Consider the following 17,484-nt stretch of genomic DNA (forward strand, 5'->3'; position numbering starts at 1 on the left):
CATGGATACGAGCCGCTCCGACAACACCCCGCCGCCCGGGGAGGGCGGCAGACCACTCGATGGCATCCGTGTTCTCGATTTCACGCGGGTGCTGGCCGGTCCCTATTGCACGGCGTTGCTGGCCGATCTCGGCGCCGATGTCATCAAGGTCGAGCCGCCGCAGGGCGATGACTATCGCCATGTCGGACCGTTCCACGCCGGCGGGCAGAGCGTTTTGTTCGAGACCGTCAATCGCGGCAAGCGCAGCATCGTGCTTGATCTCGCCCAGCCCAGCGACCGCGACCTTGCGGTGTCGCTGGCGCGCGGTGCCGATGTCGTGGTCGAGAACTTCCGGCCCGGCGTGGCCGGCAAGCTCGGCATTGGCGCTGCTGCCCTTCAGGCCCTGAACCCGGCGCTGGTCTATGCGTCGATTTCCGGCTTCGGGCAGGAGGGCGCCCGCGCCCGCCGCCCCGCCTATGACATCGTGGTGCAGGCGCTCAGCGGCATCATGGCGGTGACCGGCGAACCGGACGGGCAGGCGACGCTGATCGGTGAATCCATCGGTGATGTGACCGCCGGCCTGTTCGGTTCCTGGGCCATCCTTGCGGCGCTTGTCGAGCGGGCGCGCACCGGCAAGGGCCGGCAGATCGATGTCTCGATGTTCGACTCGATGCTTGCGCTTCAGCCGATCATCGTCGGGCGGTGCCTCGCGAGCGGCGAAGCACCGATGCGCGTCGGCAATCGCCATGCGCTGTCCGCTCCCTTCGGTGCGTTCCGCGCCAGTGATGGCGATTATGTCCTCGCTGTTCTCAACAACAAGCTTTTCCATGCCCTGGCCGACCTCATCGGCCAGCCGGACCTGAAAAGCGACCCACGCTTTGCGGATGATCCCTTGCGGCTTGCCAACGAGACGGCGCTCCGCGCGCGGATCGAGGATTGGTCGGGAGCGCTGACGGTCGAGGCCGCTGTCGCGGCCCTCGTGGACGCCGGCATTCCCGCAGCGGCGGTGCAGAACACCGCAGAGGCGCTGGCCGCGGCGGCAGCGGACGGCCGCCCCGTGACGCAGCGCGTCGAGCATCCGCAACTTGGCCCGATGGACGTACCGGAACAGCCGGCCCGTTTTTCGGGTGCATCGCGCGGCGGTCTTTCCGCCGCACCTGCCCTTGGCGAACACGCGGCCGAAATCGCCGCCGCCCCGCACGCCGCCTGGAGATCCATGTCATGAACGCCCATGCCAGAACCGACATCGTCGATGCAGTGGCAACCTTCTGCCGCGAGGTGATTGCACCGAAAGCCGCCGAAATCGACGAAACCGGACGGTTTGCCGGATTGCACCGCACCGCACTGGCGGAAATGGGCTTCTTCGGCCTGAACCTGCCGGAGGCGCTGGGCGGCGTCGGCATCGATCCCTTCACGCTGTTCGAGTGCGTCGCCCTTCTGGCCGGCGCCTGCGGTTCCACGGCCTCCATGGTCACGGCGCATTATCTCGCCACCGATTCCATCCAGTATGGCGCAAGCGATGAGCAGAAGGCACGCTGGCTGCCGTCTGCGGCCAGCGGAGAGCGGCTGGGCGCCTTTGCGTTGACCGAACCCGATGCCGGTTCGAACCCCGCCGACATGAAGACCGTGGCCCGGCGCGAGGAGGGAGGCTATCGCATCCGCGGCACCAAGCACTTCATTTCCAACGCTGCCGTCGCGGATTTTCTGATCGTCTACGCCAAGACCGACCCCGACGCTGGCGGGCGCGGCATCTCTGCCTTCTATGTGGAGCGTGAGCACGCCAATCTTCAGTTCGGCGAACCGGAGCGCACCATGGGTCTGCGCGGCGGTCATGTCTTCGAGGTTGTGATCGATACCGTCGTTCCCGAAGAAAACCGCATCGGCGCGGAAGGAAGCGGTTTCCGCACCGCACTGAAGGTGCTGGATGCCGGTCGTCTCGATATCGCCGCCTGCTGCGTGGGCGTTGCCGAAGCGGCGCAGGGCCTTGCCCTCGAATGGGCGCGGACGCGGCAGGTCGGTGGCGCGCCGATCGGCCAGTTCCAGGGGTTGCAGTGGATGCTGGCGGACATGGCGGTCGATATCGCGGCCGCGCGCGGTCTGGCGCAGGCGGCCAGCACAAAGCGGGCCGCCGGTGAACGCTACAGCCTTGAGGCTTCGATGGCCAAGCTGTTTGCTTCCGAAATGGCGCACCGGGTGACCGACAAGGCCATCCAGATCCATGGTGGCTACGGCTTCACCCGCGATTTTCCGCTGGAGCGGTTTGCACGCGATGTGCGGATCATGCGGATCTACGAAGGGTCCTCGGAAATCCAGCGCAACATCATTGCGCGCACGATCCTGGGGTGACGCGTCATGCACATCATCAAGGCTGAGACCTACCGGCAGGTGCCGTGGAAGAATGGCGGCGGGACGACGGCTGAAATCGCCGTCTTTCCGCCGGACGCGATGATGGCGGATTTCGACTGGCGCCTTTCCATGGCGGATGTGGCAAGCGATGGACCGTTCTCGACCTTTCCCGGCATCGACCGGACGCTGACGCTGCTTGAGGGAAAGGGCATGGACCTTGCCGTCGAAGGGCAGGGCGATGTGAGGCTCGATGATCAGACGCCGCCATTCGCCTTTCCCGGCGATGTGCCTGTGATGGCGCGGCTGGTCGAAGGAGCCATTCGCGATCTGAACGTGATGACCCGGCGCGAACGTTTCGTACATACGGTCGAGGCCATTGCGCTTGACGGTCACCGGGACGTGTCTGTCGAAGGCGGGACGGCCCTGCTATTTTGCCGTGAAGGTCGCGCCGAGGTAAATGGCGCCGCGCTCGGCCGGTTCGATACGCTGGTGTCCGGGGCCGGCACGCTTCATCTTTCGGGACAGGGCCGCTTCTGCCTTGTTCTTTTGCAGGAGGTGTGAGTGCCCTTTTTAATGGCGTTTTTTGTATAGACAAATCCAAGTCGCGTGCCTACACTATCGTCATCATCCGGTCAGACAACACAACAGGGGAACGACCATGAAATCTTCCATTATCGCAGGTGCACTTATTTCCATTCTCGCCGCAGGCGTGGCGCAGGCCGAAACCGCCGTCACCATCGGCATGTCCGGCTGGACGGGTTTTGCACCGCTGACGCTGGCCAAGGAAGCCGGCATCTTCAAGAAGAACGGCCTTGACGTGACGATCAAGAAGATCCCGCAGGCCAGCCGCCATCTGGCGCTTGCTTCCGGCGATATCCAGTGCGCCGCCACCACGGTGGAAACATGGGTGGTGTGGAACGCCAACGGCGTCGCCTCCACGCAGATTTTCCAGATGGACAAGTCGCATGGCGCGGACGGCATGGTCGTGCGCCCCGACGTCAAGACGATTGCCGATCTCAAGGGCAAGACGGTCGCCGCTTCGGCTCCGGGCACCTCGCCTTACTTCTTCCTGTCCTACATTCTCAAGAAGAACGGCCTGACGATGAAGGACGTCAAGGTCGTGAACATGGAGCCGGGTCCGGCTGCTCAGGCCTTCTTGGCCGGCCAGAACGATGCGGCCATGACCTATGAGCCCTATCTCTCGACGGTCCGCGCTGCCCCGGACAAGGGCAAGATCATTGCCACCACGCTGGACTACCCGGCGGTGATGGACACGTTTGGCTGCACGCCTTCCTTCCTCAAGGACAATCCGGCCGCTGCCAAGGCGCTCGCCACCTCCTATTTCGAGGCGCTCGACCTCATCAAGGCCGAACCGGAAAAGTCCTATGGCATCATGGGTGCGGATGTGAAGCAGTCCGCGGAAGCCTTTGGCGGTTCCGCCAAGTTCCTGGAATGGCAGGACAAGGCCGCCAACAAGGCCTTCTTCGAGGGCGAGTTCAAGACGTTCACGGCTGAAGCCGCCGACCTGCTGCTGGAAATCGGCGTGATCAAGTCGAAGCCTGACCTCGACAAGCTGGCGGATACCTCGTTTATCCAGTAAGCACGCTTGCAAGTGGCGGCTGGCCCTCCGGCTGTCGCCACCTTCTCCCCCGCGGGGGACGCAAGCATCGGAAATGCACTATCCTGTTGTTGCGGATGCGTTTCCTGATGAAAACCGTTTCACGTTTCTGCTGGACATGCTCTAGAACCGGATCAATACCATGCAACCCTTGCAGCCCATCGGTCGTGGCGCGCGGATCGCGCTCGGCATTCTGTTTTTCGTGCTTTTCTTTGCTTTCTGGGGGGCTGCGACCCTCGGTGGCTTCGTTTCACCGACCTTTCTGGCCGACCCCGTGACCATGGTGAAGGACGGGCTCTATCTTCTGACGGAACAGGGCTTTCTGACGGATATCGGCGTCACCGTCTGGCGTGTGGTCGGCGGTTTCGTTCTGGCCACCATCGTGGCCGTGCCGCTTGGCGTTGCCATGGGGGCCTACAAGCCGATCGAGGCGCTGCTGGAACCCTTTGTTTCCTTCGCACGCTATCTTCCGGCCTCGGCCTTCGTACCGCTGCTCATCCTGTGGGCGGGCATCGGCGAGTTGCAGAAGCTGCTCGTCATCTTCCTCGGCTCGGTGTTCCAGATCATCCTGATGATTGCCGTCGGCGTGGCGAATACCCGCCGCGATCTGGTCGAGGCCGCCTATACGCTTGGCGCGACCGATACCGGCGTGGTGAAGCGCGTGCTCATTCCGGCTAATGCGCCGGATATCGCCGAAACGCTGCGGCTGGTGCTCGGCTGGGCCTGGACCTATGTCATCGTTGCCGAACTCATCGGCGCTTCCTCGGGCATCGGTTACATGATCATCAATTCGCAGGCGCTGATGGCAACCGGCCAGATCATCTTCGGCATCATCGTCATCGGCCTGATCGGCCTCATCTCGGATTTCTTCTTCAAGGCGGTCAATCGCCGTCTCTTCGCCTGGAGGCTCGCATGAGCGCCGAACTCGTCATTTCCAATGTCTCGCGTGTCTTTCCCGGTGTGAATGGCGGCGCACCCGTAACGGCTCTCCAGCCGACCAATCTGGACATTCCCCGCAACGATTTCGTCACCATCCTCGGGCCTTCCGGCTGCGGAAAATCGACATTGCTGCGGATTGTCGCCGGCCTCGACAAGCCGAGCACGGGCTCCGTCACGCTCGCCGGCCAGCCGGTAAAGGGGCCGGGCGCCGATCGTGGCATGGTCTTCCAGTCCTACACGCTGTTTCCCTGGCTGACGATCCGCGAGAACGTTGCCTTCGGCCTGCGCGAAAAAGGCATGGCGGAAAAGGAAAAGAACGAGATCGTCGACAGCTATCTCGACAAGGTCGGTCTGCGCGGTTTCGAGAACCATTGGCCGAAGCAGCTTTCCGGCGGCATGCAACAGCGCACGGCGATTGCCCGCGCGCTCGCCAACAATCCGCGCATCCTCCTGCTCGATGAACCCTTCGGCGCACTCGATAACCAGACGCGCGGTCTGATGCAGGAATTGCTGCTCGGCATCTGGGAGCGGGAGGTGAAGACGGTGATCTTCGTGACCCACGATATCGAGGAAGCCGTGTTCATGGCATCCCGTGTCGTGACGATGACGGCGCGTCCGGGCCGCATCAAATCGATAACGCCTGTAGACCTGCCGCATCCGCGACACTATACGGTAAAATCCAGCCCGGAATTTTCGGCGCTTCGCCTGAAGCTGACCGAGGAAATCCGGTCCGAGGCAATTGCGGCGGCGACAGACCACTGAGAGCATGGTGCTCAGGCTGGCGGGCAAGGAGCAGGGGATGGATGAGCGGGTGGAGAAGACGCCGGATGCAACATTGCACCAGAGGATTCTCTCCGAGGTTGAAGCCCGCATCCTTTCCGGCGAATGGCCGCCCGGCCACCGCATTCCCTTCGAGCACGAACTGACGCGGCAATATGGCTGCTCACGCATGACGGTGTCCAAGGCGCTGGGCGATCTCGTCCGGCGCGGCCTGATCGAGCGACGCCGCCGGTCCGGCAGCTTCGTCGCCCACCCGCAGGTTCAGTCGGCCGTGCTGGAAGTCCACGACATCCGTCAGGAAGTCGAGGCCATGGGCCTTCCTTATGCCTGGAAGCGGGAAGCCAGGACAGTGCGCAGCGCCCGTGCCGAAGACCGCAAGCGGCTTGATCTGCCGGCCAGATCCCGGGTCGTTGCCGTGACCGGCTGTCATCTCGCCGGTCGCCAGCCCTTCTGTCATGAGGATCGCCTCATCAGTCTGGCCGCCGTGCCGGAAGCGGAAGGCGAAGCTTTCGACGGCAATATCGGGCCGGGCACCTGGCTCTTGCAGCAGGTGCCGTGGAGCGCCGCCGAAAACCGCATCAGCGCCGTGGCGGCGGAACCTGAAATCGCTGATGCCCTCGCCATTCCGGCGGGCACGGCCTGTCTCGTCATCGAGCGACGCACCTGGATTTCCGACCAGCACATCACGCAGGTGAGGCTGACCTATCCCGGCGACCGTCACCAGCTTGTCGCGGCGTTCACGCCCTCACAGGCATAAAGCCGAGGCTGACCAGCAGGACCTCCAGCGAAAGCCCCGTGCCGATGGCGGCAATGGAAAGCAGCGCCTTGTCTGCATTTCTGGTGCGGAAGGCGATGCCGCCCCGGCCCCGTTTCCGGTCGAAATCGAGAAGATTGCCGTTCGGATCGACCAGAACGTGAATGCCGTAGAACATCCGGTCTTCCTCCTCGCGCAGAGGGGTGAGGAAATCACCGGTGCCGGAGAGGTTCAGCGCGCCGTCGAAATTGGCAAAGAACATCTGCGTAGCGTGATGGATACCGCGCTCCTTGTCCGTCACGACCTCACCGAACTTGCAGGCCCCGAACTGCGGATGCTGCGCAAGCACGGCGGATCGCAGCGCCCGCCGCACCTTGTGTCCCGGCGGCAAGCGGGAAATCATGTGCTGTCCAACCCGTTCTCCCGCGCGCTGAAGCGACTGGTGGGTGCGAACGGCAACATCCTCCGGGTTCTGTCCGCCCGCGTCGCGTGCGGGCTGAAGGGGTGTGGGCCGGTCATCGAGAAACCAGCGCAGATATCGGGTATGCCGCTCCAGTGCGGGTGATTTTGGCGGCGTATTCTGCATCACAAGGCCCACCGGCATGGCGCTGTCCGGTGGGCGGTTCGTATGGGGCGTCTGCGATCCAACAGGCATTGTTCACTCCCATCTCCTCCAGATTGTTAAGAGTAGGGCAACAAATGATAAAAGGACCTCACCTTTTGAATTACAATTTTAACGAAATGCGACTTCCTGCCTCACCGGCCCATCGGGAATGCGGTTGGGGAGGCCGTTGACAAGGTGGTCGCCTCCGCGATCAAGCCGTGCATAATGCCGCTTCACCATGAAAGCGATTCCATGACCGTAGCCCCCCAGAACCGCATCGACCCGTTCTTCGATCGCGAAGGCGTGCAAAACCCGCTTGCCGTGCTCAAGCGCGTCTATGGCTATTCCGCCTTTCGCGGCAAGCAGGCGGCGGTGGTCGAGCAGGTCGTTTCCGGTGGCGATGCCGTGGTGCTGTTTCCGACCGGGGCCGGAAAGTCGCTGTGCTTCCAGATTCCGGCGCTCTGCCGGGAGGGCGTGGGCATCGTCGTTTCGCCGCTGATCGCGCTGATGCGCGATCAGGTGGAAGCACTGAGACAGCTAGGTGTCAGGGCCGCAGCGCTCAACTCCTCACTCACCCGTGAGGCGTTCGTGGAGATCCGCCGGGCGATCGGGCGCGGTGAACTCGACCTTCTTTACGTCACGCCCGAGCGCATCGTGACCCCTGCCTTTCGCGAAACCATCGGCGACGCGAAGATCGCGCTCTTTGCCATCGATGAAGCCCACTGCGTTTCGCAATGGGGGCACGATTTCCGCCCGGAATATCGCGAACTCGGTCAGCTTGGCGCGCTTTACCCCGGCGTACCGCGCATGGCACTGACTGCAACCGCCGATCCGCACACGCGCGACGACATCATCGAGCGGCTGGGCTTGCAGGATGCGGCGGTGTTTACCACCTCCTTCGACCGCCCGAACATTTCCTATGAGATCGTCGAGCGCGATCAGCCGCGTCAGCAGCTTCTGCGGTTTCTGTCCCGCCACGAGGGTGAAAGCGGCATCGTTTATTGCCTGTCGCGCGCCAAGGTGGAGGAAACGGCGGAGTGGCTGAACGGGCAGGGCATTCGGGCGCTCGCCTATCACGCCGGCATGGACCGTGCCGTGCGCGATGCCAATCAGGATGCGTTTCTGAAGGAAGACGCGCTCTGCCTTGTCGCCACCGTCGCCTTCGGCATGGGCATCGACAAGCCGAATGTGCGATATGTCGCCCATCTCGATCTGCCTGGCTCGGTGGAGGCCTATTATCAGGAAACCGGCCGCGCCGGCCGCGACGGCCTGCCATCCGAAGTGTGGATGGCCTATGGCATGGCCGATGTCATCCAGCGCGGGCGGATGATCGATGGCGGCTCGTCCGGGGATGACGTGAAGCGCGTGGAGCGCGCCAAGCTGAATGCGCTGCTCGCCATCTGCGAAACGCCGGGCTGCCGGCGACAGGCGATCCTTGCCCATTTCGGCGAGGCGCATCCCGGCCGTTGCGGCAATTGCGATACCTGCCTGAAGCCGGTGGAAACGTGGGATGGCACGGAAGCGGCGATCAAGGCGCTGGCCGCCGTCTATCGCACCGGCGAGCGTTTTGGTGCGGGGCACCTGATCGACGTCCTGCTCGGCCACGACAACGAACGGACCCGGAAATTCGGGCATACCGAAATGCCGGTGTTTGGCGCGGGTGCGGACCTGCCGGCGAAAACCTGGCAATCGGTCTATCGCCAGCTCATGGCGGCGGGGCTGATCCGGGTCGATCACGAGGCCTTCGGTGCGCTGAAGCTGGAGCCGGAGGCGCGCGCCGTTTTCAAACGCGAACGCGAGGTGCGGTTCCGCAAGGACCGGCCAACCAAGGGCAAGGCGGCGCGTTCGGCATCGGCCAGTTCCCAGCGGGCGAGATCGACGCTGGAGGGGCGTGATGGTGAACTGTTCGAGGCGCTGCGCGTGACGCGCCGGGAGCTTGCCCGCGAACTCGCCATTCCGCCCTACATGATCTTTCCCGATACGACGCTCGTGGCGCTGGCCACCGAACGTCCGCTCGACCTCGATGCAATGCTGGATATTTCCGGCATCGGACACTCCAAGGCAGAGCGCTTCGGTGAGGCGTTTCTCGAGGTTATTCTGGAACACGAGCGATAGAACGCGCCGCCCCACCATGTCAGGAGGCGGCCTTTATGACAGCACGCGTTTCCTTCCGCGCGGCGGTCCGTCTGACTGAGGGGCGTCAGATCCACACCTCAGCCGCCGGGCTTTCCCGTCAGAGCGCGAATGTCTTCAGCCGTTCCTCAAGCGCGAGGATCGTTTCCACATTGGCGTTGGCAAAGGCGAAACGCAGGAATTCGCCCTGTCCCGGCCCGAAGAAGTCGCCGGGAATGCAGACGATGCCGGCGCGTGTCGCCAGATGCCGGGCAACCTCCGTCGAAGCCGTGCCGGGGAAGGGGTGGCGGACATAGGCGAAATAGGCGCCCTGTGCCTCGACCGTCCAGGCCGGCAGTCTCGCCATGACGGTTTTCAGTGCGGTGGCGCGGCGCATGATCTCGGCCCGGTTTTCCGCCCGCCAGTCATCCAGCGCCGGCAGGGCGCGGGCAAGGGCGATCTGGCCGGCGCGCGGCGCGCAGATCTGCACATTGTCCATGACCTTGGCGATTTCCGAAACCGCCCGCGCGCTGCCGGTGATGGCCCCAAGCCGATGGCCGGGAATGCAGAAGGATTTCGAGAAGGAATAAAGCCCGATGAAGCCGTCCTGCCAGGCGGCATCGGAAAACAGACCATGCGGAGCGCGCTCGGTCTCGAGGAAGTCGCGATAGGTTTCATCGAGGATCAGCCAGGTATCGTTGGCGCGGCACAGAGCGAAGATCTCTGCGATCAGTTCGGCGGGGTAGACGGCGCCGGTGGGATTGTTCGGTGAAACCAGTGCCAGCGCCCGCACACCGGAATGAAGGGCCGCCTTCATCGCCGCCAGATCCGGCACGAAGCCATGTTCGGCGTCGCAGGTTACCGTCTCGACCTTGATGCCGAGCATGGAAAGCGTGGTTTCGTGGTTGAAATAGAAGGGGTTGGTGAGCAGAACGGTCTCGCCGGCGCCGGCCAGCGCGATGACCGTGGCGATGAAGGCCTGATTGCAGCCGGCGGTGATGTGGATGTTTTCCGCCCCGAGCGCTGCACCATAAAGGGCGCTGACATGGCGCGCATAGGCCGTGCGAAGCGTGGTGTCGCCTTCAATCGGTCCATAACCGGTGGAGGCGGTGGTGGAGGCCGCTTCGGCCAGCCAGCGCAGCATGTCGGGATGGGCAGGGTAGCCGGGGACGGCCTGCGAAAGATCGATGACCGGACCAAGTGCGCCATCATAGGCGCGGCCCCAGGCATGAACGGAGGGAACGGGCGGCGGCGCAAGTGTTGCGACGCGAGGATTGAAGCGGGGCATGGGCGGTTCCGTGGCGTGCCTTGACGATGGGTTCTGCAGCATTTCCGGCAAAAGTGCCTAGCGGCTTTGCGTCCGGAAATGCGTAAAACAAAGAGCTGAAGCGTTTCCGCGACTCCATGGTAGCGGAAACGTTCTAGCGCTATCCCAGTTCGGCCGGTTTTAGAAGCGCTTTCCCACCCTGATGTCGCCCGCTTTTCGTTTGAGCATGGTGAGCTGTCCCAGCTTTGCCGGAGACTTCCGCTGGTGAGACGTATGCGAGCAAGACGACGATCAGTTTCCGTTGAGGTGCTGGCATACGCCGTTCTGACGGCTCCGGAACATGAAGCCTGACATTGTTCGCATTGGTCTGTCGGCCTCGCGCATTTTTCGATTGATTAAATAGACCGATCAGTCTATTTAATATCCATGACCCAGACCAGCCCGCTTGATTCCGAAGCCCAGAAAGCCAGCCGCGGCCGGCCACGCCTTGCGCCGGAAGATTCTTCGACACGACAAAATCTCATAAAAGCCGGCCTCGAGCATCTAACCGAGAAAGGCTACTCCGCAGTCGGTATCGACGAGATCCTCAAGGCTGCCGGCGTGCCAAAGGGCAGCTTCTACCACCACTTTCGCAACAAGGCCGATTTCGGCCTCGCGCTCGTCGCCGCCTACAACGACTACTTTATTCAATTGCTGGACCGGGACTTTATCCAGGAGGCCCGTGCACCGCTGGATCGTCTCAAAGACTTCATTGAAAGGGCGGAGCAAGGCATGGCGCGACATGGCTTCCGGCGCGGTTGCCTCGTCGGGAATCTCGGGCAGGAGATGGGGGCGTTGCCAGACGATTTTCGCGCGGCACTCATTGGCGCGTTGGAGGCATGGCAGGTGCGCACGGCGGATGTGTTTCGCCAGGCGCAGGCAGAGGGTGCGCTCGGTTCTGATCAGGACCCCGATACCCTTGCCGAAGCTTTTTGGATTGGCTGGGAAGGTGCGGTGCTTCGCGCGAAGCTTGAGCTGCGCCCTGATCCTCTCCGCCGCTTTGCCAAGACGTTTTTCCGTCTGATCGAAAACTGACGACCAACATTGAAAGGAGCCTGCCATGAAAGCCATCTTGATTGAAAAGCCGGAAGATACGCAGAGCGTTTCGCTGACTGATGTGAATGAAATGAAACTTCCTGACGGTGACGTTCTGGTCGACGTCTCCTACTCGACGCTGAATTACAAGGACGCGCTGGCGATCACCGGCAAGGCGCCCGTGGTGCGACTCTTCCCCATGGTTCCGGGCATCGACTTCACTGGAACAGTCGCAGAAAGCAATCACCCGGACTTCAAGCCCGGCGACCGGGTTGTCCATAATGGCTGGGGTGTCGGCGAAACCCATTGGGGGGGATTGGCCGAGCGCGCCCGGGTCAAAGGTGACTGGCTTGTCCCGTTGCCGGAGGGCATCGATTTGCGACAGGCTGCCGCAATCGGCACCGCAGGCTATACGGCGATGCTGTGTGTGCTGACCTTGGAGCGGCATGGTATCACACCCGACAAGGGCGAGATTGTCGTGAGCGGCGCGGCTGGCGGCGTCGGCAGCGTTGCAACGGCGCTGCTGGCGGCCAAAGGCTATGCAGTGGCAGCGGTTACCGGTCGCGCCTCCGAAACGGACTACCTGCGCGAGCTCGGTGCCGCCTCCGTGATCGACCGCGCCGAGTTGACCGGCAAAGTAAGACCACTCGGCAAGGAACGTTGGGCTGGAGGGATCGACGTCGCCGGGAGCGTGGTGCTGGCCAACATGATTTCGATGATGAACTATCGCGGCGTGGTAGCGGCCTGCGGTCTGGCGGCGGGTATGGATCTGCCAGCGTCTGTCGCGCCCTTCATTCTGCGGGGCGTGACTTTGGCGGGGGTCGATAGCGTCATGTGTCCGAAATCCGACCGTCTGGAAGCCTGGTCACGGTTATCGACCGACCTCGACATGGACAAGCTTGAGAAGATGATCACGACGGTCCCCTTCTCTGACGTCATAGAGACGGCACCGAAGTTTCTGGACGGAATGGTGCGTGGGCGCGTCGTCGTGCCGATTGCCTGAACGACGAGATATTTGGGCTCTTCGGCATGATCCAGGTTCAAGCATCTCCTGCCGACCCAGCTTTACGACGGCATGTCTGGAACGAAGGCAAGGCGAGCGGTACTCCGGTCGCCATTCATTATGAAGCAAGTAAACCTCCACCGTCGGTGGAGGACTGGACTGGTTCTACATAGTGATTGAGAGGCCTCCACGCCTGGACCGTTAGACGGGCTGCGACGCAGAACGGATGTTTTATGAATGAACAATCGCAATCACATGCGACGTGGATTTGGACTTGCCCGGAAAAAGTGGAGGGCGAACTCCTCAAATTTGATAGGAGTTTGATCCATTAAAGAAGAGAAGAAGACATTGGGCGGTCGTGGCCGCCATGCGGGCGTGACGCCGGAGTTCCGTGCAGAAACAGTGCGTCTTGTTGAGACGAGTTGCCGCCCCGTTGGGAAGATTGCCGAAGATCTGGGAATCGGAAAATCGACGCTGACACGCTGGCTGACACAACACCGAGAAGCGGCGCTTTTATCGGGACCGCATTCGGATACGAGCCGGGAGCTGGCGCGGCTACGTAAGGGAAACGAGATTTTGCGCCAGGAGCGCGATTTATTAAAGAAAGCAGCCGCCTTCTTCGCGAAGGAGACCACGAGGTGATGTTTCGGGTTATCGATACGGAGAAGGTTTCGATACCCGTTCATCGCAGTTGCGCTTTGTTTGGATTGAGTGTGAGCGGCTATTACGCTTGGAAGGGTCGCACGCTCAGTCGGCGGCAGAAGGACGAAATGGTTCTGCTGGCGCATATCCGCTCACAATTTTCCACGTCGCACGAAACCTATGCCAGCCCGCGCATGACGGTTGAGCTTCAGGAAGACGGAATTCAGGTGGGGCGTCATCGCGTGGCGCGCCTGATGCGGGATAATGGACTGAAAGCTTTGCAGAAACGACGTTACAAGAAGACGACCGACAGCGACCACGGCGGCCCGGTTGCCCCCAATATTCTGGACCAGGATTTTGAGGCGACGGCTCCCGACCAGAAGTGGGGTGTCGATATCTCTTATATCTGGATGGCGGAAGGCTGGCTTTACCTGACCATCGTGCTCGACCTCTATTCCCGGTGCATTATCGGCTGGGCGGTCAGCGACCGGATGAAGAAAGACTTGGCCCTTGATGCCTTGAAACGGGCGATTGCTATTCGCCGACCGCCGCGCGGCGTCATTCATCATTCCGATCGCGGTAGCCAATATTGTTCGGATGCTTATCAAACGCTCTCGACTGGTAACGGCTTTATCCTGTCCATGTCTGGAAAGGGAAATTGCTACGACAATACGATGGTCGAAACCGTCTTCAAGACCATCAAGTCCGAGCTGATCTGGCGCACGATCTTCAAAACGCGCCTGCAGGCAGAGACCGCGATATCCGGGTATATCGATGGTTTCTACAACCCCCGCGGAAGGCATTTCGCCTTAGGCGACATGAGCCCGATCAAGTTCGAGAGCATCTCTCTCAAGCTGGCATCCTAGACCGAGTTTCGCTCTCCACTTTTTCCGGGCAAGTCCAGTGCGCATCGGAGCGGAGCCAGGAGTATTTCTGGACGCGAAGTTGTTTCACACTTCTGCTGAACATGCTCCGGTTCGATAAACGACGATAGCGTGCGACCGCCGTGAGGTGCGCGCCCCCGCCCGGCATTCACCGATTGCGGAATTCGGGTTTGCGCTTGCTCGCGAAGGCATTCATGCCCTCGCGGCGGTCCTCGGTGGCGAAGGTGGCGTAAAGCAGGCGGCGCTCGACATAGATGCCTTCGGCCAGATGGGTTTCATAGGCCTTGTTCACGGCCTCCTTGGCCAGCATGACGATGGGTCGCGAGGAAGCGGCGATGGCTTTCGCGAGCGTCACGGCATCCTCGACTTGCTGTCCTGCTGTCACTACGCGGGAAACCAGGCCCATCGCCCGTGCCTCCTCGGCGGACAGAACGCGGCCTGTCAGGATCATGTCCATGGCCACCGCCTTGCCGACGATCCTTGTCAGTCGCTGCGTGCCGCCTGCACCCGGAATGATGCCGATCTTCGTTTCCGGCAGGCTGAAGCGGGTGGTTTCCGAGGCGATGATGATGTCGCACATCAGCGCCAGTTCGCAGCCGCCACCGATGGCATGGCCGGAAACGGCGGCGATGGTGGGCTTGCGCGCCTTGGCGACCGCCTCCCAGTGGGCGGTGATGAAGTTTTCCGCATAGACCTCGGAAAAGCTTTTGTCCTTGATTTCCTTGATGTCGGCCCCGGCGGCGAAGGCCTTGTCCGAGCCGGTGAGTACGATGGCGCCGATACTTTCGGCGGCTTCGAACGTCGCCACGGCCTCGGCTATCTCGCGGGTGATCGTATCGTTCAGCGCGTTCAGCGCCTCCGGCCGGTTAAGGGTGATGATGCCGACCGGGCCATCGATGGAAACGAGAATGGATGTGTAGGACATGGCGGGTTCCTCAGCCGATGCGAATGGCGATCTTGCCCATGCGGGCGGGGTTGTCGAGGCGGGCAAAAGCATCGGGCACCTGCTCGAGCGGCAGGATATTGTCGATCAGCGGGGTGAAGGCGCCGTTCTCGAACGCGGCAATGAGCTTGCGGAATTCTTCCATGCTGCCCATTGTTGAGCCGTGGAGCGAAAGCTGTCTTACGAAAAGGCGCTGGATATCGGCGGATGGATGCGCCCCGGTCGTTGCCCCGCAGGTGACGAGATGGCCGCCGCGCGCCATGGAACGCAGCGAACTGCCCCACGTCTTTTCGCCGACATTGTCGACTACGAGATCGGCGCCTTCGCCACCCGTCAGCCGCATCACGGCCTTAGGTACGTCTTCGGTGCGGTAATCGATGGCCTCGATGCCAAGCGCGCGGAAATGATCGAGCTTGTCCGTCCCGGACGTGGTGACGATGACGCGCGCACCGGCCATGCGGGCAAGTTGCATGGAGGCATAGGAAACACCGCCACCACCGCCCTGCACCAGCACGACGGAGCCCGGCCCGGCGGGCGACTTGCCGAAAACCATGCGCCACGCTGTCAGATAGGCGACGCCGAGAACGGCGGCTTGCACCGGATCTGTCTCCGGTTTCAGCTTAACGCAGGAGCGGGCCGGCAGCGCCACGCATTCGGCAAAGGTGCCGTGGCGGTGTTCGCCGAGAATTTTCGCAGAGGTGCACAGCGGCTGGTCGCCAGCCAGACAATGACGGCATTTTCCGCAGAATTCGTAGGGGTAAAGAATGACCCGGTCGCCAGCGGCAAGCCCGCTTCCGGTCTCGGCTTCGATGACCTCGCCAACCCCGTCTACGCCCATGACAAGCGGTAATTCGTGGGTAATCCCCGCGCCGCTGTCGCGCATGTAGAGATCGACCCGGTTGACGGATGCGGCCAGCATCCGGATTTTCGCAAAGCCCGCCGGACACTCCGGTTCAGGCCTTTCCACAAGGCGCACGCCATCTGGCCCGCGCTCGTTCAATACGATCGCTTTCATGGTTCACTCCTCCCATTAATGTAAATATATTGATATTAATTTTAGATCAAGGTTGATTTTTACAACATTTACTCGTTGTTAAATGGCATTGATCGCCGATCAGTCACCGTGATATGTGTAAATATATTTATATAAATGATGTGAGGAGGACATCATGTCCATGGATAAGGAAACGCTGGAACAGCTCTTGGGGACGATCCGTCGCTTCGTTGACGAACGGCTTATTCCGGCGGAGGCGGAGGTGGCTGAAACCGACGCCATCCCGGAGCGGCTGGTGGCGGAAATGCGCGATCTCGGCCTGTTCGGCCTGACTGCACCGGAGGCGTTCGGCGGGTTGGGGTTGACGATGGAGGAGGAAGTTCTGGCTGTTTTCGAACTGGGCCGCGCAGCCCCCGCCTTCCGCTCGATGTTTGCCACCAATGTCGGCATCGGCATGCAGGGCATCGCGATTGACGGTACACCGGAGCAGAAGGAAAAATATCTGCCGGGGCTTGCTTCCGGTGAGATCATCGGCTCGTTTGCGTTGACGGAACCGGATGTCGGTTCCGATGCCGGTTCGGTGAAGACGACGGCCCGGCGCGACGGCGATTTCTATGTGCTGAACGGCACCAAGCGCTTCATTACCAACGCACCGCATGCCGGGCTTTTTACCGTCATGGCCCGCACCGATCCGGATAAAAAGGGCGCTTCCGGTGTGTCCGCCTTCGCGGTGGAACGCGGCACGCCGGGCCTCAACCTCGGCAAGCCGGAAAAGAAGATGGGCCAGCAGGGCGCGCATGTCTGTGACGTCATTCTGGACAATTGCCGCGTGCCGGCCTCGGCGTTGATCGGCGGCGTTGAAGGGCAGGGCTTCAAGACGGCGATGAAGGTGCTGGACAAGGGCCGTCTGCACATCGCCGCCGCCTGCGTCGGTCTATCCGAGCGCATTCTGGATGACATGCTGGCCTATGCGGTTCAGCGCACCCAGTTCGGCAAGCCGCTGGCCGATTTTCAGCTTTTGCAGGCGATGTTTGCGGATTCCAAGGCCGATGCCTATGCGGCACGCTGCATGGTGCTCGATGCCGCCCGCAAGCGCGATGCCGGTGAAAACGTCAGCGTCGAGGCATCCTGCGCCAAGATGTTCGCCTCGGAAGCGGTAGGTCGCATTGCCGACCGCAATGTGCAGGTGCATGGCGGCAACGGCTATATCCGCGAATACCGTGCCGAGCAGCTTTACCGCGACGCCCGCCTGTTCCGTATCTACGAAGGCACGACGCAGATCCAGCAGATCGTCATCGCCAAGGCGCTGGTCGCCGAGGCAAAGGGGCGGATCTGATTTTTCTGGTACCCCTTGCAAAGGCCGCTTCCAGTGGGGCGGCCTTTGGCAAGTGCGATCCTGACCGGTTTCCGGTCGTAAAGTTTCGATAAAATGGATCGCCGTTGTGACAACAGGTCCGGTTCACCTTACCTCACGGGGATTGACCCGCCGTGTCGGATTCAACAGGATCGCCCCGGAAGATATGCGGTCTCTTTCCGCATGAGGGG

Annotated in this window: 16 protein-coding genes; 12 read left to right on the top strand and 4 right to left on the bottom strand. The window is 61.9% G+C overall.

The features are described from left to right. The first annotated feature begins 1 nt into the window (after position 1). From GGQ66_RS09300 to hutC, 7 genes are all read left to right on the top strand, one after another. On the top strand, positions 2–1,204 hold the full coding sequence (locus tag GGQ66_RS09300) for a CaiB/BaiF CoA transferase family protein (RefSeq protein ID WP_183791727.1): 1,203 nt from the start codon (positions 2–4) through the stop codon (positions 1,202–1,204). Further along, positions 1,201–2,325, top strand: coding sequence for an acyl-CoA dehydrogenase family protein (locus tag GGQ66_RS09305; RefSeq protein WP_183791729.1), 1,125 nt, complete (start codon positions 1,201–1,203; stop codon positions 2,323–2,325). Before GGQ66_RS09300 ends, GGQ66_RS09305 begins: the two co-directional genes overlap by 4 nt. A gap of 6 nt (positions 2,326–2,331) precedes the next feature. Beyond that, a complete protein-coding gene (locus tag GGQ66_RS09310) occupies positions 2,332–2,886 on the top strand; it encodes a HutD/Ves family protein (protein ID WP_183791731.1) in 555 nt (184 codons plus the stop codon). A gap of 97 nt (positions 2,887–2,983) precedes the next feature. After that, positions 2,984–3,925, top strand: coding sequence for an ABC transporter substrate-binding protein (locus GGQ66_RS09315; protein WP_183791733.1), 942 nt, complete (start codon positions 2,984–2,986; stop codon positions 3,923–3,925). A 160-nt stretch (positions 3,926–4,085) separates the two neighbouring features. Next, positions 4,086–4,859 (top strand): ABC transporter permease, encoded by a 774-nt coding sequence (locus tag GGQ66_RS09320; RefSeq protein WP_183791735.1) that lies wholly within the window; start codon positions 4,086–4,088, stop codon positions 4,857–4,859. Further along, complete coding sequence (locus GGQ66_RS09325) at positions 4,856–5,644, top strand: ABC transporter ATP-binding protein (protein ID WP_183791737.1); 789 nt, start codon at positions 4,856–4,858, stop codon at positions 5,642–5,644. Before GGQ66_RS09320 ends, GGQ66_RS09325 begins: the two co-directional genes overlap by 4 nt. 37 nt (positions 5,645–5,681) lie before the next feature. Next, positions 5,682–6,419, top strand: coding sequence for a histidine utilization transcriptional repressor HutC (gene hutC / locus GGQ66_RS09330; protein ID WP_183791890.1), 738 nt, complete (start codon positions 5,682–5,684; stop codon positions 6,417–6,419). Here hutC and GGQ66_RS09335 read toward each other — a convergent pair. After that, positions 6,400–7,071 carry a DUF6656 family protein gene (locus tag GGQ66_RS09335; RefSeq protein ID WP_183791739.1) on the bottom strand — a complete coding sequence of 224 codons (672 nt, stop codon included), beginning with the start codon at positions 7,069–7,071 and terminating at the stop codon, positions 6,400–6,402. The two genes, hutC and GGQ66_RS09335, sit on opposite strands and share 20 nt — an antisense overlap. 201 nt (positions 7,072–7,272) lie before the next feature. Between GGQ66_RS09335 and recQ the strand changes: the two genes are divergently transcribed. Next, positions 7,273–9,135, top strand: coding sequence for a DNA helicase RecQ (gene recQ / locus GGQ66_RS09340; protein ID WP_183791741.1), 1,863 nt, complete (start codon positions 7,273–7,275; stop codon positions 9,133–9,135). Between the two features lie 118 nt (positions 9,136–9,253). Here the strand turns inward: recQ and GGQ66_RS09345 are convergent, their stop codons facing one another. Beyond that, the gene (locus GGQ66_RS09345; RefSeq protein WP_183791742.1) at positions 9,254–10,420 is read right to left on the bottom strand and encodes an aminotransferase; all 1,167 of its coding nucleotides are present in this window, start codon (positions 10,418–10,420) and stop codon (positions 9,254–9,256) included. 405 nt (positions 10,421–10,825) lie between these two features. On the opposite strand from GGQ66_RS09345, the gene acuR reads away from it, so the two are divergent. The 3 genes from acuR (at position 10,826) to GGQ66_RS09360 (ending at position 13,984) form a co-directional block, all read left to right on the top strand. Beyond that, complete coding sequence (gene acuR, locus GGQ66_RS09350; protein ID WP_183791744.1) at positions 10,826–11,473, top strand: acrylate utilization transcriptional regulator AcuR; 648 nt, start codon at positions 10,826–10,828, stop codon at positions 11,471–11,473. A 25-nt stretch (positions 11,474–11,498) separates the two neighbouring features. Beyond that, the gene (gene acuI / locus GGQ66_RS09355) at positions 11,499–12,476 is read left to right on the top strand and encodes an acrylyl-CoA reductase (NADPH) (RefSeq protein ID WP_183791746.1); all 978 of its coding nucleotides are present in this window, start codon (positions 11,499–11,501) and stop codon (positions 12,474–12,476) included. A gap of 348 nt (positions 12,477–12,824) precedes the next feature. Beyond that, positions 12,825–13,984, top strand: a protein-coding gene (locus GGQ66_RS09360) for an IS3 family transposase (protein WP_237358852.1) whose coding sequence is annotated in 2 segments (ribosomal slippage) — positions 12,825–13,098 and positions 13,098–13,984 — 1,161 coding nt in all. Because the reading frame shifts where the segments join, the coding sequence is not laid out codon by codon here. 166 nt (positions 13,985–14,150) lie between these two features. Here the strand turns inward: GGQ66_RS09360 and GGQ66_RS09365 are convergent. Continuing rightward, positions 14,151–14,927 carry an enoyl-CoA hydratase-related protein gene (locus tag GGQ66_RS09365; protein ID WP_183791748.1) on the bottom strand — a complete coding sequence of 259 codons (777 nt, stop codon included), beginning with the start codon at positions 14,925–14,927 and terminating at the stop codon, positions 14,151–14,153. Between the two features lie 10 nt (positions 14,928–14,937). Then, a complete protein-coding gene (locus GGQ66_RS09370; protein ID WP_183791750.1) occupies positions 14,938–15,960 on the bottom strand; it encodes a zinc-binding dehydrogenase in 1,023 nt (340 codons plus the stop codon). Positions 15,961–16,114: 154 nt separating this feature from the next. On the opposite strand from GGQ66_RS09370, the gene GGQ66_RS09375 reads away from it, so the two are divergent. Next, positions 16,115–17,275 carry an acyl-CoA dehydrogenase family protein gene (locus GGQ66_RS09375; protein ID WP_183791752.1) on the top strand — a complete coding sequence of 387 codons (1,161 nt, stop codon included), beginning with the start codon at positions 16,115–16,117 and terminating at the stop codon, positions 17,273–17,275. The last annotated feature ends 209 nt before the right edge of the window (positions 17,276–17,484 follow it).

Source organism: Allorhizobium borbori, from assembly GCF_014196535.1.
In the GTDB taxonomy this organism is placed as follows: Bacteria; Pseudomonadota; Alphaproteobacteria; order Rhizobiales; family Rhizobiaceae; genus Ectorhizobium; species Ectorhizobium borbori.

Coding starts and splice junctions, on each gene's coding strand:
- GGQ66_RS09315 (WP_183791733.1), top strand. CDS start 2,984: ATGAAATCTTCCATTATCGCAGGTGCACTTATTTCCATTCTCGCCGCA.
- GGQ66_RS09320 (WP_183791735.1), top strand. CDS start 4,086: ATGCAACCCTTGCAGCCCATCGGTCGTGGCGCGCGGATCGCGCTCGGC.
- acuI (WP_183791746.1), top strand. CDS start 11,499: ATGAAAGCCATCTTGATTGAAAAGCCGGAAGATACGCAGAGCGTTTCG.
- GGQ66_RS09305 (WP_183791729.1), top strand. CDS start 1,201: ATGAACGCCCATGCCAGAACCGACATCGTCGATGCAGTGGCAACCTTC.
- recQ (WP_183791741.1), top strand. CDS start 7,273: ATGACCGTAGCCCCCCAGAACCGCATCGACCCGTTCTTCGATCGCGAA.
- acuR (WP_183791744.1), top strand. CDS start 10,826: ATGACCCAGACCAGCCCGCTTGATTCCGAAGCCCAGAAAGCCAGCCGC.
- GGQ66_RS09345 (WP_183791742.1), bottom strand. CDS start 10,420: ATGCCCCGCTTCAATCCTCGCGTCGCAACACTTGCGCCGCCGCCCGTT.
- hutC (WP_183791890.1), top strand. CDS start 5,682: ATGGATGAGCGGGTGGAGAAGACGCCGGATGCAACATTGCACCAGAGG.
- GGQ66_RS09370 (WP_183791750.1), bottom strand. CDS start 15,960: ATGAAAGCGATCGTATTGAACGAGCGCGGGCCAGATGGCGTGCGCCTT.
- GGQ66_RS09335 (WP_183791739.1), bottom strand. CDS start 7,071: ATGCCTGTTGGATCGCAGACGCCCCATACGAACCGCCCACCGGACAGC.
- GGQ66_RS09325 (WP_183791737.1), top strand. CDS start 4,856: ATGAGCGCCGAACTCGTCATTTCCAATGTCTCGCGTGTCTTTCCCGGT.
- GGQ66_RS09365 (WP_183791748.1), bottom strand. CDS start 14,927: ATGTCCTACACATCCATTCTCGTTTCCATCGATGGCCCGGTCGGCATC.
- GGQ66_RS09375 (WP_183791752.1), top strand. CDS start 16,115: ATGTCCATGGATAAGGAAACGCTGGAACAGCTCTTGGGGACGATCCGT.
- GGQ66_RS09310 (WP_183791731.1), top strand. CDS start 2,332: ATGCACATCATCAAGGCTGAGACCTACCGGCAGGTGCCGTGGAAGAAT.
- GGQ66_RS09300 (WP_183791727.1), top strand. CDS start 2: ATGGATACGAGCCGCTCCGACAACACCCCGCCGCCCGGGGAGGGCGGC.